Genomic DNA, 14,289 nt, shown 5'->3' on the forward strand with positions numbered 1-14,289 from the left:
GCCTGACCAATACCAACTGGGAGACTAAAATGAAAAAACTAACGAACCTTCTGGCAGCAACCGCACTGACCGCTGCCGCAGCCCTGCCGGTCGCAGCTGAAAAATGGGACATGCCAATGGCCTATTCAGCGTCGAACTTCCATTCGGCCACAGGCGCTGAATTCGCCAAATGCGTGACCACCGGCACCGGCGGCGAGATCGAAATTGTCACCCACCCATCGGGTTCCCTGTTCAAAGGGGCGGATATCAAACGCGCCATTCAGACCGGTCAGGCCCCTATTGGAGAGCGTCTGCTGTCCGGCCACCAGAACGAAAACGCGTTGTTTGGATTTGATTCAATCCCCTTCCTGGCAACGTCGTTTGACGACAGCGCCAAGCTTTGGGACGCTGCAAAACCTTCGATCGAGAACCTGCTGGCCGAACAGAACCTGACGCTGCTTTATGCAGTGCCGTGGCCGCCGCAGGGGCTGTATTTCAAAGACGAAGTGAACTCGGTCGCTGATATGAAAGGCATCAAGTTCCGCTCGTATAACAACGCCACGTCACGTCTGGCCGAGCTGACTGGAATGCTGCCGGTGACCATCGAAGCGGCCGAGATCAGCCAGGCCTTTGCCACCGGCGTTGCCGATTCCATGGTGTCTTCTGGCTCAACCGGGTATGACCGCAAAGTTTGGGAAAGCCTGGATTATTTCTACGAAGTGGATGCTTGGCTGCCGCGCAACTATGTGATGGTCAACTCGGATATCTGGGCTGGAGTATCTGACGCGAACAAGAACGTCATCAAAGCCTGCGCCGAACTGGCCGAATACGCGGGGAACTGGCGGGCCAAGGAATATACCGGGTTCACCCTGCAAGGCTTGCGTGACGGCGGCATGACCGTTGGTCCGGCGTCCGAGCAGATGACGAACGAGCTGAAAGAGATCGGCGTCACCATGACCAACGAATGGCTTGAGGCCGCCGGGGACGAAGGCAAGGCCATCGTCGACGCCTTCAACGCACAGCAATAACACAGCATGGGCGGGCGGCAGCCATCTGCCGCCCGTTCTCTATCCAATCATAAGAAAAGCGGGGACGGTATGGCGGCATTACGAGGGCTTCGGTCCGTACTGGATTTCATTTATCTGGCAGCAGGCGTGCTGGCGGCGTTAAGCCTGATCGCCATTCTGGTTCTGATCGTGGTGCAGATGTTGGCCCGCTGGACCGGTGAAGTATTTCCCGGCGCGCCCGACTATGCCGGATATGCAATGGCTGCGGCCTCGTTCCTGGCCTTTGCAAACGCGCTGAACCGGGGCAGCCACATCCGCGTTTCCATCCTGTTGAATGCAGTGCCTGACAAATTCCGGCGCGTGTTGGAAATCTGGTGCTTTGGCATCGGAACAGCGGTCATGTGGTATTTTTGCTGGTACGCCTACCGGTTTGTTTTCTGGAGTTGGAAGTTCAACGACGTCAGTCAGGGGTTGGACAAAACACCACTCTGGATACCGCAATCAGCAATGCTGCTCGGGGCCGTGATCCTAGCCATCGCCCTTACGGACCACTTAATCCACGTGATATTCCGCGGCGATCACCGCATCACCCGCGATCTTGCCGATCAAAGCCACGGAGAGTGAGAGTATGGAAAACGCATCAATCATCATCCTCTTCCTCTTTGTTCTGTTCACTCTGTTGGGCTCTGGCATCTGGGTTGGACTAGCCCTGATGGGCGTCGCGTGGGTCGGGATGGAACTGTTCACCACCCGCCCCGTCGGTGACGTCATGATCACGACGATCTGGTCAGCCTCGTCCTCGTGGACGTTGACGGCGCTGCCGATGTTCATCTGGATGGGCGAAATCCTGTACCGAACGCGATTATCCGAGGACATGTTCAAAGGGCTGTCCCCTTGGATGGCCCCCCTGCCCGGCGGTCTGGTGCATACCAATATCGTGGGCTGCACGGTCTTCGCCGCCGTGTCAGGTTCATCCGCTGCCACGCTGACCACGGTCGGCAAGATGTCGATCCCGGAACTGCGCAGGCGCAACTATCCCGAACGCATGATCATCGGCACCCTGACTGGTGCCGCGACACTGGGCCTGATGATCCCGCCTTCGCTGACTTTGATCGTCTACGGCGTCACCATCAATGAATCGATCACCAAGCTGTTCTTTGCTGGCATCCTTCCAGGCCTGTTTCTGGCTTTCATGTTCATGGGCTATGTCGCGATCTATTCCAAGATCGGCAAAGACTGGAACCCGAACCAGGAAAACAAGCTGACCTTTGCCGAAAAAATCAAGAACTCACGCTTCCTGCTGCCTGTGATCCTGTTGATCGTCGTGGTTATCGGCTCGATGTATCTGGGATATGCCACCGCGACCGAGGCCGCCGCCTTTGGCGTGATCGGGGGGCTTTTGCTGGCCGCCGGTCAGGGTTCGTTGAACTGGAAGACCTTCACTGAAAGCCTGATGGGTGCCACCCGCACCAGTGCAATGATCGCGTTGATCCTTGCCGGCGCGGCCTTCCTGTCCCTGTCGATGGGCTTTACCGGCCTGCCGCGCGGTCTGGCTGACCTGATTGCCGGATGGGAACTGACGCGGTTCGAACTGCTGATGGTGCTGCTTGTGTTCTACATCATCCTTGGGTGTTTTCTGGACGGCATTTCCTCGGTTGTTCTGACCATGGCCGTGGTCGAACCGATGATCCGCGATGCAGGGATCGACTTGATCTGGTTCGGCATCTTCATCGTCGTCGTGGTCGAGATGGCGCAGATCACACCGCCAATCGGGTTCAACCTGTTCGTGATGCAGGGCATGACCAACCACGAAATGAGCTATATCGCTCGCGCTGCGATCCCGATGTTCCTGATCATGGTGGTCATGGTGTTCGTGCTGATCTGGTTCCCGGAACTGGCCACCTGGCTGCCGGATAACCTGCGGCAAAGCCCCACCGGGTAGACATTGAACCCGCTGCACATTGCTGCCCGCCACGGACCCTATGTACTGCTGGCGGGCCTTTTGCCGGGTCTGCTGTTGCCGTGGCTGGCAGAACCGATGCGGCCCCTGCTGCCGCCGATGGTTGTTCTGTTGCTGTTCGTCACCGTTCTGCGAATGGACCCGGCGCGCATTTTCGGATCACTGCGTGATCTGCATCGCGTCGTGGCGGCGGTTCTTGGATTGCAGATTGCACTGCCCCTGACGGTTCTGGGTGTTGGCGCCTTGGGCGGATGGCTGGACAGTCCCGCCCTGTTTGCCTTGCTGATCATGACCGCTGCCCCGTCAATTGCGGGCAGCCCAAACATGTGCCGAATGATGGGGCACCCATCTGAATACGCGCTCCGCCTGTTGGTCATCGGCACTGCGTTGTTGCCACTAACCATTGCCCCGGTGTTTTGGCTGACGCCGCAGTTGGGCGGGTTCGGCACCGTGCTCTGGGCCGCCTTAAAACTTCTGGCTACGATCCTGCTGGTGACTCTCGCCGCGATTGTCATCCGGAAAACACTGTTGCGAGATCCAACGCCCTCGACGGAAAGCGCACTCGAAGGCCTTGCCAACATCACCTTGGCCCTCTTCGTCATCGGCCTGATGCCCTCGGTCAGCGAGGTCGTGCTGGCTGACCCAAAACGCGCGTTTCTCTGGATCACCTTTGCCTGTGTAGCCAATCTCGGCGTGCAGATCATTTGTTTCCAGTTAACTCGATTTCGCATGCCCCCGGCCACGGCAACAGCAGTATCCCTGATCGCAGGCAACCGTAATATCGCACTGTTCTTCGTGGCTCTGGCACCCGAGATCACCGCGCCGATCATGGTCTTCATCGGAGCCTACCAAATCCCGATGTACCTGACCCCGCTGCTGATGCAGCACATGTATCGAGATCGTTAGCGGCCGATGATGATATCAGCGCAAAGGCCACCCAAACTTTCACTCTTGCCTAAACGCACCACGCCACCATGCGCCCGCGCAATGTCCGAGACGATGGCAAGACCCAGCCCCACTCCGCTGCCCTGGTTCTGATTGCGTGCCGGATCAAGACGCGAGAATGGCTTGACCGCTTCTGCCCGCTGTTCGGGCGGAATTCCCGGCCCGTCATCCTCGACCCGGATACGTAAGGATTTGGGCGTAATCGACAGGCTGACATCCGCGCGACTTCCATACCGCACGGCGTTTCCAATCAGATTCTCTACCGCGCGCCTAATGGCAGTGGGGCGCAGCATAGCTTTTCCTTCCCCCTCGACCGAGATCAGTTCAGCCTCATATCCGGCCCGGCGCGCGTCCTTGACAATTAGTTCCAACAAAACTTTGGGATTGACAGTTTCCGAAGCGCCTTCGACCGCCCCGCGCGAGAATTCAAGGAACGCATCCAGCAGCAATTGCATCTCGTCGACGTCCTGCTGCAATGGGGCGGCTTCCTCTTCAGGCAGCATCGACAAGCCCAGCTTCAGACGCGTTAACGGAGTGCGCAAGTCATGACTGACCCCAGACAGCATCATAGTGCGTTGCTCCATCTGGCGTTCGATACGGGCGCGCATATCCAAAAACGCACTGCCCGCCGCGCGTACCTCGATGGCCCCACCGGGGGAATACGGCACCACTCGGCCGCGACCAAAGGCCTGTGCAGCCTCGGCCAGACGCGTGATCGGACGCAGTTGATTGCGCATATACAGGAACGAAATTGTCGTCATGACGACCGCAAAGAACACCATCGTCACGATCAGCTGATGCGGCGCGACCGGAGAGAGGCGGCGGCGATCAAATGTTAGCTGCAAGACCCCAATATCCGTCTGCAGGTACAATCGCGCCTCTTGTCCGCTGGGCAAAGCAACTGCCGTCAGATCCGGCAGCAACGCCCGTAAATCGGCTTCAACCTGCGGCGCGATGAAATCATACCAGCGACGCCGTCCGATCGCCGGTTCTTCGTTGATGGCCAGAAACCGGGCCTTCATATCGAGCGCCTGAAGATCAGGTCGGACAGCCGCCAGCGCTTGCTGCTGGGTTTCCGTCTCTTCCATGACATCGGTTACCAATGTCACCTCGCGCGAAGCGGCGCGGGTCATCTGCGCGGTGACATCTTCCAGATGTTTTTGCAGGAAGGCGATTCCCACCACCAACAACACAACGACCACTGGCAGGACCAGAATCAGCGCAGCACGGACATAGAGGCTGCGCGGCATATAGTGTTTGAGCCATAGCGCGGACATGCGCTAAACCTAACGGGCTGTTACGACAAGAGAAAGAGCACAGAATGCAGGCGCCTGACGATTTCAACCCGCCCGCTGGCCCGGCGGTTGAATTACAGCCGGGATTACGGCGCGTTCTGGCGCCGAATCCCTCGCCCATGACCTATCGCGGGACCAATTCCTATCTATTGGGCACAGGTGAGCTTGCCGTGATCGATCCCGGACCGCTCAACGACCGGCACTTGGACGCGATTCTTGCGGCGGTGCAGCCGGGACAGCGGATCAGCCACATCATCGTCACACACAGCCATCTGGATCACTCACCGCTGGCGTGCGCCCTGGCGGATCACACGGGCGCCCCGATTCTGGCCTTTGGTGGGCCCGAGGCCGGGCGCAGCACGGTCATGACCAAATTGGCCGAGGGTGGGTTAGCAGGCGGAGGTGAAGGCATCGACACTACTTTCCGCCCTGATATCGAATTACCCGATGGTGCGATGATCACCGGTGAAGGCTGGCAGCTTGAGGTGATTCACACTCCCGGTCATCTGGGGAACCATATCGCGCTTGGCTGGGATCACGTCTGTTTCACCGGCGATCACGTCATGGGCTGGGCCAGTTCACTGGTCTCCCCCCCGGACGGTGACCTGACGGAATTCATGGCGGCCTGCCATCGTCTGCGGTCACGCGACTGGTCCGTCTTTCACGCTGGGCACGGAGCTCCAATTAACGACCCCTTAGCACGATTGGACTGGCTGATCGATCACCGCCTGACACGTGAGGCTCAAATTCTGTCCGCACTCGAGGACAGCCCCGGCACCGCCCGAAACCTGGCTGAGCGTATCTACACGGAGACACCGGCCGCTCTGCTGCCTGCTGCTGAAAGAAACGTGTTCGCTCATCTGATTGATCTGGTTGGAAAATCGCAGGTCACGCCCGAAGGAAAACTGTCTGCGGATGCCCGGTTCCACAAGCAATCCTGACCCGCCAGAACTTTTTTGCGAAAACGTCAAATTCCCCTCTGGACGAAAAAAATCGGGATTGTTATACGGCCCTCAGTTCCGGCGTAGCTCAGCGGTAGAGCAGTTGACTGTTAATCAATTGGTCGTAGGTTCGATCCCTACCGCCGGAGCCAATTCTTTCCTGTTTTACCATCAGCCGCTGGCCCTCCTAGCCTTGCGTATTGTGGTCCAAGATTTTTCGTCGAAAAATGTTCGTCGCCCTCTGGACGCCGTAAGAACAGGTTGCTATACGGCGCGAACCGTTCCGGCGTAGCTCAGCGGTAGAGCAGTTGACTGTTAATCAATTGGTCGTAGGTTCGATCCCTACCGCCGGAGCCAATTCCCTTCTTTGAAAATCAGCCAGCCAAGGCGTCCGCAAAATCTGCGCGCAGGTTCCGTTTCAGCACCTTGCCCGTGGCGTTCAGCGGCAAGGCGTCGACAAACACTACTTTGTCGGGCACCTGCCATTTGGCGATTTTATCGTCATAAAATGCCAAAATCTCATCTTTGGTGGGGTCTTCCCCTTCGGCCCTGACAGCCACTAAAAGTGGGCGTTCGCCCCACTTAGGATGCGGCACCCCCACCACTGCGGCCGTCGCCAGTTTGGGATGAGCTACAGCGATGTTTTCTAGCTCAACCGAACTGATCCATTCGCCCCCGGATTTTATTATGTCCTTGGATCGGTCGCGGATGGTCATATAGCCGTCGGGGTCCAGCGTTGCGACATCACCGGTGGCAAACCACCCATCCTGCAGCAAATCCTCACTCTGCATCTGAAAATAGCTGTCCAGAACCCATGGGCCACGCACCAGCAGATCGCCCTGCGTCTCACCGTCATGCGGCAGGTCATTGCCGTCGTCATCGACGATTTTCAGATCGACCCCATAGCAAGGCCGCCCCTGACTTTCCCTCAGCTTGTGCTGATCTTCCAATGGTAACTTGTGGTGTTTTGCAAGCGGCTGGTTGGCAGTTCCCAACGGGCTCATCTCGCTCATCCCCCAGGCGTGGACGGTATCAACGCCATAGCTCTCGCGGAAGGTTTCGATCATCGAAGGCGGACACGCAGCCCCGCCAATCACAGTCCGCTGCAGGCTGGCCAGTTTGCTTCCCGATTGCTCTGCAGAGGCCAGCAACCCCTGCCAGATTGTCGGCACGCCCATGGCCAGAGTAACACCATAGGTGTCGATCAGATTCACCAGCGCTTCACCATGCAAGCCCGGCCCCGGCAGCACCATACACGACCCAGACATTGCACAGGCATATGGTGACCCCCAGGCATTTACGTGGAACATCGGAACCACCGGCATCACCACATCCATCGCTGAAAATCCGATAACGTCGCGCGTGTTCGATCCGAAACTGTGGAGCACGGTCGAACGATGCGAATACAACACTCCTTTAGGGTTCCCGGTCGTACCGGATGTATAACACAGGCCGGATGCAGTGTTTTCGTCTAAGCTGGGCCATTCAAAATCAGCCGCGCCGGTTTCGATCAGGTCATCGTAAAATTGCACGTTAGGTATCTGCGCGATGGCATCGTCGTTTCTTGGGCCCATCAGGACGAAATGTTCTACATCGGGCAAATGCTCGTGCAGAGCCGCGACCAGGGGGATAAAGGTCGCGTCAAAGAACAGAGCCCGGTCCTGCGCATGGTTGATAATATAGGTCAGCTGTTCGGGAAACAGACGCGGGTTCACTGTGTGGCAGACAAACCCGGCACCCGAAGTCGCATAGTAGATTTCGAGATGCCGCCGGTTATTCCAGGCCAGCGTGCCAATCCGCGCCTGTGACTCCAGCCCTAACTTTGAAAGCGCTGAGGCAAGTTTCCGTGCGTTTTCTGCCACTTGCGACCAGCTACTCTGGGTCACAGCGCCATCTGTTTCAACCGAATAAATCTCGGTCTGACCATGAAAACGGTCGGCATGATCAATCAGCGACGAAATCAGCAAAGGCTGCGTCATCATCTGTCCCAGCATGGGCGTCCTCCCTATGGCGGTGCCAATTTTGCCCGCAAACGCATCGGGCGGTTTGGCTTTTCCTTGGGTGAGCCTGCCAAGCATTTAATTGTCTGACAATAAAAGAATGCAGCCTGCCGTGGCGACAGGTCTTAAAACCAGACTGTCATTCCCGGTGACGTAAGGCGTAGGCGACCAATGAAGCGGTCGAGCCATCCTTACCATCGGCGCCTTCCTCACCATCCACAATTGGACCCAGCGAGGTGGCCAGCTCTTTGCCAAGCTCTACCCCCCATTGGTCGAACGAATTGATCCCCAATAGGACCCCTTCGACAAATACCCGGTGTTCGTACAATGCGATGATCTGGCCCAGCACAAAGGGTGTAAGTTGTGGATAGATCAGGGTCGTAGAAGGGCGGTTGCCCGGGAACACGCGATGTCGGGCTTGCCGTTCCAGTTCATCACCGACCAGCCCTTGATCGGCCATACGCTGCCGCGCTTCGTCTAGCGACCGGCCGCGCATCAGCGCCTCGGACTGGGCCAGACAATTGGCCAGTAAAAGACGATGATGGTGGGTAAGTTCGGGCTCATGCCCTTCGACGCCCACCATGAATTCACAAGGGATCACGTCCGTGCCCTGATGGATCAGCTGATAAAAGGCGTGCTGGCCATTGGTACCCGGCTCACCCCAAACAACCGGGCCAGCGGGCACGGTCAAGGAGCTGCCGTCCATCGCTACGGACTTGCCGTTCGATTCCATCTCAAGCTGTTGAAAATAGGCGGGAAGACGCACCAACCGCTGTTCATAGGGCAGAACAGCACGGCTGGCATATCCCAAAACCTGACGGTGCCAGACGCCAACCAAGGCCAACATGACCGGCATATTCTCGGCCCAGTCCGCAGCGCGGAAATGGGCGTCCATCGCCTGTCCGCCGCGCAGAAATGCGTCAAAAGCATTCGATCCGACCGCGATCATCACAGGTAAACCTACCGGCCCCCAGACCGAGTACCGCCCGCCGACCCAGTCGGCGAAACCAAACACACGCTCTTTGGGGATACCGAAGGTTTCGGTCTTGTCCACCGCACTAGATACGGCGGCAAACTGCTTTCCCGGATCGCCGCCACCCTCCAACATCCACGCGCGTGCGGTGCGGGCGTTGGTCATTGTCTCAATCGTGGTAAAGGTCTTCGAAGCCACGATGACAAGCGTCCGCGTCGGATCAAGCAGACGTAAAGTATCCGCAATATGCGCGCCATCCACGTTCGATACATAGTGCAGGTTCGGACCGTCGTGATACGGGGCCAACGCATGCGTTGCCATCACGGGCCCGAGGTCCGAGCCGCCGATTCCAATATTCACCACGTCGGTAAAGTTGCCCCCTGCCCCGGAAATCGCACCGCCGCGCACCTCTTCGGAAAAAACGCGCATCCGTTGCAGCGTGTCCAGTACATCGGGCATTACATCTAGCCCATCGACCTCGACCGGGCCGCCATCCAGATTCCGCAACGCGGTGTGCAATACCGCGCGCCCTTCGGTTACGTTGATCTTGGCACCCGAAAACATGGCGTCGCGCCGTTCGGCCAGAGCAGCCGCATCGCATAGCGCGATCAAAGCGTCGCGGACATTCGCATCAACGAGGGTTTTCGAGTAGTCAAAAAGCAGATCACCGGTTGAGGCCGAAAACCCTTGCGCCCGGTTCGCATCGTTCTGGAACAACCCCAGTATGGATTGCTCTTCTCGGTCCGCCGCCAGTGCGCTGAGCGTCTCAAGTTTCATAGCGTCTACTCCGCCCAGTGTACGGTCATACCGCTTAGTACCGCTGCGATGGGGGCTTCTTCTGGTGGCAGGGACATGGCCCGTTCCAGCGCATCCCGTTTCGCGCTTCCGAAAATGATCAGGTGTTTCGACAAAGCCCCATCCAGAACGGGCGCGGTCAATGTAATGCGGGCTTCGGGCTGAACTTCGGTTCGCGCCACAGCCAGAGGGCGCGCGTGACTGTCCAAGGCGGCCTCAAGCCCGTCCATACCGGGGAAAAGGGATGCAGTATGCATGTCTTCCCCCATTCCCAACACCAGCACCGACAAGGGCCGGATCGGGGTGATCAGGCTTTCGATTTCGGGCAATACATCCTCGGGGTCCTTTCCCGGAACGTACAGAGGAAAATATTGCGCCACAGCGGCCCGATTGGTCAGTAACCGCTCGCGGATCAGGCGTTCATTCGAACGTTCATGATCACCCGGCACACAGCGTTCATCGGTTGGCAAAACCCGCACCCGATCCCATTCCAGATCCGCCGCGCACAAAACGTCAAACATCGGACCCGGCGTGGTGCCTCCGGGAACGACCAACGAGGCGATATCGTGATGCAGCAAGGCAGATTCCAGTTCCCCTGCCAGAACGTTTGCAACGTCGATCGCCAGCATATCCCGGTCGGCGTATTCCTGTATATTCATGGGTTTATCCCTTGCCAGCGGCGACCGTCTCGTTTCATCAGCAGCTCGGCGTCGCCCGGGCCGGTGCTGCCGCTTTCATAAGGTTTGGGTACGTCACCACGCGCCTGCCAACCCGCGATGATCGGATCGGTCCAGGCCCAGGCGGCTTCGACCTCATCCCCGCGCATAAACAGGGTCTGATTGCCACGGATCACGTCCATCACCAGCCGTTCGTAAGCATCCGGCGGGTTCTGGTTTTCCGGCCCCAATGCCTCGGCAAAGCTCATGTCCAGCGGCACATCTACCAGACGCATCCCGCCCTGCCCCGGCTCCTTAATCGTCACTTTCAGTGTGATGCCTTCGTTTGGCTGCAAGCGGATCGACAGAACATTGGCATGCCGCCCGGCATCTGCGCCAAAGATCGAATGCGGTGCGTCCTTAAACATCACATTGATCACCGACGATCGTGCCACCAACCGTTTGCCTGTGCGCAGATAGAACGGAGTACCTGCCCATCGCCAATTGCTGACATGCGCCCGCAAGGCCACATAACTTTCCGTGGTCGAGCGTGGGTTACCCACGGTATCGCGATAGCTCAGCCCATTTGGACCGCCTTCGAATTGGCCGCGCACGATGTGGTGAGGCTTGACCGGGTCCAGCGCGCGGATCACCTTGAGCTTTTCGTCCCGCACCGCGTCGGGATCGAACTTGGCTGGTGGCTCCATCGCGATCAGGCAGAGCAGCTGCATCAGGTGGTTCTGCACCATATCACGCATCGCGCCAGCGCGCTCATAATACTCTTCACGCCCGTCGATACCGACGGATTCGGCAACCGTGATCTGGATGTGATCCACATATTGGCTGTTCCACAATGGCTCGAACAGCATATTGCCAAAGCGAACGGCCATCAGGTTCTGAACGGTTTCTTTACCCAGGTAATGGTCGATCCGATAAATCTGCCCTTCCGAGAAATGGGCCGCCAGCGTGGCATTCAAAGTTTGCGCACTGCCCAGATCATGACCAAAGGGCTTTTCGACAACGATCCGCGTCTGGGCCGTGGCTAGATCATTAGCTTTGATCCGTTCAGCCAGCGGTCCGAACAGGCGCGGCCCGACCGAGAAATAGAAGGCCCGCACCCGATCAATGGTGAGTTTTGCCGCAAGATTGCCCCAGCCTTCGTCCGAAAGCGCATCAAGCGCGACATAATCGACCCGTTGCAGGAACGCGTTCAGCGCACTGCTGTCTCGAAACTGCGCAGGGGCGTGTGTGCGTAAAGATTGCGCGACCAAGTCGCGGAACGCATCACTATCCAAGTCCGAGCGAGCAGCACCGATGATCTGAACGTCCTCGGGCCATTGCCCGGCGCAATAGCGTCGGAACAGGGCTGGCAGGATCTTGCGCTGTGCAAGATCGCCAGTACTGCCAAATATGACCAGATCGAACGGGTCGACGGGGATGACACGAGAAACCATGCGTTTCCCCTACCTTACCCCTGCGGGCATGTCCAATGTTAGCGCAAACAAAATAACATTTTTTCCCATCATCAAAACTCCGTCAGGTCACCCGTGACACCCTTAACTAAGCCGGTCCGAGAGGCTAAGTCAGCAGCATGACTTCAAAGAACCGGATACCGGAATGAAAGACAACGCCGCTCAGGCCGCCAATATCGGCAAGTTTCAAAACACATCGGTAACAGCTGACGGGCAAACACGGGCCTCGGTTGCACTTAGCAACCCGGAAACGCTGTGGTTCAACACTGGCACCCTGTGCAATATCGAGTGTGTAAACTGCTATATCGCAAGCAGCCCGACCAATGATGCGCTGGTCTATATTACCGCTGACGAAGTTCGGGACTATCTGGATCAGATCGAGGCTCGCAACTGGCCGGTTCGCGAAATTGGATTCACCGGTGGCGAACCGTTCATGAATCCTGAAATGATCGACATGACCCGCGCCGCGCTCGAACGTGGTTATGAGGTACTGATTCTTACCAACGCCATGCTACCGATGATGCGCCGTAAGATGCGCGAAGGCCTGCTTGAATTGCAACGCGACTATGGCGACAAGCTGACCCTGCGAATCTCGGTCGATCACTATCGACCTGATCTGCACGACGAAGAACGCGGCAAAGGCAGTTTCGCCAAGACCCTGATGGGGATGGAGTGGCTGCGTGACCACAGCTTTAACATGGCTATTGCCGGTCGCACCGTCTGGGGCGACAACGACGCCGAAAGTCGCGCTGGCTATGCCGCATTTTTCAAGCAGCACGGCTTTGACATTGACGCCCAGAACCCCGGTCAGACGGTTCTGTTCCCCGAAATGGATGAAACCGTCGAAGTGCCTGAAATCACCACCGCCTGCTGGGGCATTCTGGACAAGTCACCCGACGCGGTGATGTGCGCCAGCGCCCGCATGGTGGTAAAGCGCAAAGGCGCTGATCGTCCGGCGGTTCTGGCCTGCACCTTGTTACCCTATGAACCGGAATTCGAAATGGGCCACACCCTGGCCGAGGCTGAAGTGGACGTACACCTCAACCATCCCCATTGCGCCAAATTCTGTGTTCTGGGCGGGGCCAGTTGTTCAGGCTGATCAGTTCAGTTCAGGCGATTCCCAGAATTTTGTGCCGGACGCCCCAGCCGAGACACGCCAGCCTTTCTTGCCCAGTACGAAAAAGGACCGGCCATTAGTGAACCGCACGGTTTCCCCGCTGCGCTCGTCGCCATACATGGCGCCGGTCTCCGCCGTAGCATCGTAACCCTGTTCAATGAATTTCTGCAGGTCGACGGGGGTTTCGAACATAATCACGAACTTTGTTTCAAACCCGCCGATACCCACGGCGGCACCCACTCCGCCAGTCCCCATGTTCATATAAGTGTGCTGGCCGGTATCCATTGAAACGGCCACCCCGCGTCCATACCCGGCCGAGACCGGAAACACCGTAACCTTGCGTGAATCGAACACCGCGTAGCCCGCACTCACGTCATACAGAGCCTTCGCGTCGGGGTTTTCCGCCAGCAACTGGGTAAGGACCTCACTGGCCATAATGTCCAGCTTGGCGCGCGTCTCTTCGGGGGTAGCCTCGTTCGTCACCAGATCAGTGGTCGAGTTGATAGTCCCTTCAACCGCGTTTGCACCCTTTTCGATGGTATTGCCCACGGTTTCAGCCCCGCGCCCGACAGCGTCGGCTGTGGTTGCAGCACCTTTCTTGATTTTGTCAAAGACGCCTTCGGCGACAGATGGTCCGCTGATAAACAGCGCAGCGGCGAAAAGCAAAGCTCGGGACATAAAGCGATTCCGTATGTGACCAATGAATTGGTCGACACCATAACCCAAGCACCAATAAATTTAACGCGTCTCAATCGTTACTGACCAAAAAACAGGCCGGATATTCAATTGACCCTGAATTCACCCACCATGTTGCGCCATTCACCGGGCGCGATCATCTTGCGATGCGTAAACCGGACCGAATGCAGCGGACCGTCAATCTCGCGCTGCCAGAAGTCGATGAAATCGAACAATTTCGGATGATCCGGCGCCAGGTCGTAATCCTGCCAGATGAACGTGTTCAGAACGTGGATGTAATCGGGCATGCGGTAGAAGAACTCTGCCGTTGTCAGCCCGTACCCCTTGAGCATTAGTTCGGTTTCGCTTTGCTCCATGCAGACCTCCAATTTTGTTGCAAGGTCTCTTCAGGGTAACACGAAAACTCCCTAACCCTTAGTTAACAATATGTTACTCAGGTGTTACGGGGGTTTT

General features: G+C 57.6%; 13 protein-coding genes and 2 tRNA genes. 8 read left to right on the forward strand and 7 right to left on the reverse strand.

Translation table 11 applies throughout. The features are described from left to right. Positions 1-29 precede the first annotated feature (29 nt). The 4 genes from RUE5091_RS02885 to RUE5091_RS02900 all read left to right on the forward strand — a co-directional run bounded on the left by RUE5091_RS02885 (position 30) and on the right by RUE5091_RS02900 (position 3,852). On the forward strand, positions 30-1,007 hold the full coding sequence (locus RUE5091_RS02885; protein WP_058280728.1) for a TRAP transporter substrate-binding protein: 978 nt from the start codon (positions 30-32) through the stop codon (positions 1,005-1,007). Positions 1,008-1,076: 69 nt separating this feature from the next. Then, a complete protein-coding gene (locus tag RUE5091_RS02890; RefSeq protein WP_058280405.1) occupies positions 1,077-1,610 on the forward strand; it encodes a TRAP transporter small permease in 534 nt (177 codons plus the stop codon). A gap of 4 nt (positions 1,611-1,614) precedes the next feature. Next, complete coding sequence (locus tag RUE5091_RS02895) at positions 1,615-2,928, forward strand: TRAP transporter large permease (RefSeq protein ID WP_058280406.1); 1,314 nt, start codon at positions 1,615-1,617, stop codon at positions 2,926-2,928. Positions 2,929-2,931: 3 nt separating this feature from the next. Next, positions 2,932-3,852 carry an AEC family transporter gene (locus RUE5091_RS02900; RefSeq protein ID WP_058280407.1) on the forward strand — a complete coding sequence of 307 codons (921 nt, stop codon included), beginning with the start codon at positions 2,932-2,934 and terminating at the stop codon, positions 3,850-3,852. Here the strand turns inward: RUE5091_RS02900 and RUE5091_RS02905 are convergent. After that, positions 3,849-5,168: an ATP-binding protein gene (locus RUE5091_RS02905; RefSeq protein ID WP_058280408.1), complete on the reverse strand. Its 1,320-nt coding sequence runs from the start codon at positions 5,166-5,168 to the stop codon at positions 3,849-3,851. The genes RUE5091_RS02900 and RUE5091_RS02905 overlap by 4 nt on opposite strands. Positions 5,169-5,212: 44 nt before the next feature. On the opposite strand from RUE5091_RS02905, the gene RUE5091_RS02910 reads away from it, so the two are divergent. The 3 genes from RUE5091_RS02910 to RUE5091_RS02920 all read left to right on the forward strand — a co-directional run bounded on the left by RUE5091_RS02910 (position 5,213) and on the right by RUE5091_RS02920 (position 6,484). After that, complete coding sequence (locus RUE5091_RS02910) at positions 5,213-6,127, forward strand: MBL fold metallo-hydrolase (RefSeq protein ID WP_058280409.1); 915 nt, start codon at positions 5,213-5,215, stop codon at positions 6,125-6,127. A gap of 77 nt (positions 6,128-6,204) precedes the next feature. Next, positions 6,205-6,279: transfer RNA gene (locus RUE5091_RS02915), tRNA-Asn, on the forward strand. Positions 6,280-6,409: 130 nt separating this feature from the next. Next, positions 6,410-6,484 (forward strand) — tRNA-Asn (locus tag RUE5091_RS02920). A gap of 17 nt (positions 6,485-6,501) precedes the next feature. Here RUE5091_RS02920 and RUE5091_RS02925 read toward each other — a convergent pair. The 4 genes from RUE5091_RS02925 to zwf all read right to left on the reverse strand — a co-directional run bounded on the left by RUE5091_RS02925 (position 6,502) and on the right by zwf (position 12,005). Then, the gene (locus RUE5091_RS02925) at positions 6,502-8,121 is read right to left on the reverse strand and encodes a long-chain-fatty-acid--CoA ligase (protein ID WP_058280729.1); all 1,620 of its coding nucleotides are present in this window, start codon (positions 8,119-8,121) and stop codon (positions 6,502-6,504) included. Between the two features lie 145 nt (positions 8,122-8,266). After that, positions 8,267-9,877, reverse strand: coding sequence for a glucose-6-phosphate isomerase (pgi, locus tag RUE5091_RS02930; RefSeq protein ID WP_058280410.1), 1,611 nt, complete (start codon positions 9,875-9,877; stop codon positions 8,267-8,269). A gap of 5 nt (positions 9,878-9,882) precedes the next feature. Continuing rightward, positions 9,883-10,554: a 6-phosphogluconolactonase gene (pgl, locus tag RUE5091_RS02935; protein WP_058280411.1), complete on the reverse strand. Its 672-nt coding sequence runs from the start codon at positions 10,552-10,554 to the stop codon at positions 9,883-9,885. Next, on the reverse strand, positions 10,551-12,005 hold the full coding sequence (gene zwf / locus RUE5091_RS02940; RefSeq protein ID WP_058280412.1) for a glucose-6-phosphate dehydrogenase: 1,455 nt from the start codon (positions 12,003-12,005) through the stop codon (positions 10,551-10,553). The genes pgl and zwf overlap by 4 nt, the downstream gene beginning before the upstream one ends. Positions 12,006-12,168: 163 nt before the next feature. On the opposite strand from zwf, the gene RUE5091_RS02945 reads away from it, so the two are divergent. Further along, the gene (locus RUE5091_RS02945; RefSeq protein ID WP_058280413.1) at positions 12,169-13,122 is read left to right on the forward strand and encodes a radical SAM protein; all 954 of its coding nucleotides are present in this window, start codon (positions 12,169-12,171) and stop codon (positions 13,120-13,122) included. Here the strand turns inward: RUE5091_RS02945 and RUE5091_RS02950 are convergent, their stop codons facing one another. After that, positions 13,123-13,818 (reverse strand): lipid-binding SYLF domain-containing protein, encoded by a 696-nt coding sequence (locus RUE5091_RS02950; protein WP_058280414.1) that lies wholly within the window; start codon positions 13,816-13,818, stop codon positions 13,123-13,125. 104 nt (positions 13,819-13,922) lie between these two features. Then, on the reverse strand, positions 13,923-14,192 hold the full coding sequence (locus tag RUE5091_RS02955) for an usg protein (protein ID WP_058280415.1): 270 nt from the start codon (positions 14,190-14,192) through the stop codon (positions 13,923-13,925). Positions 14,193-14,289 lie beyond the last annotated feature (97 nt).

The sequence above is a fragment of the Ruegeria denitrificans genome (assembly GCF_001458295.1).
GTDB lineage: Bacteria > Pseudomonadota > Alphaproteobacteria > Rhodobacterales > Rhodobacteraceae > Ruegeria > Ruegeria denitrificans.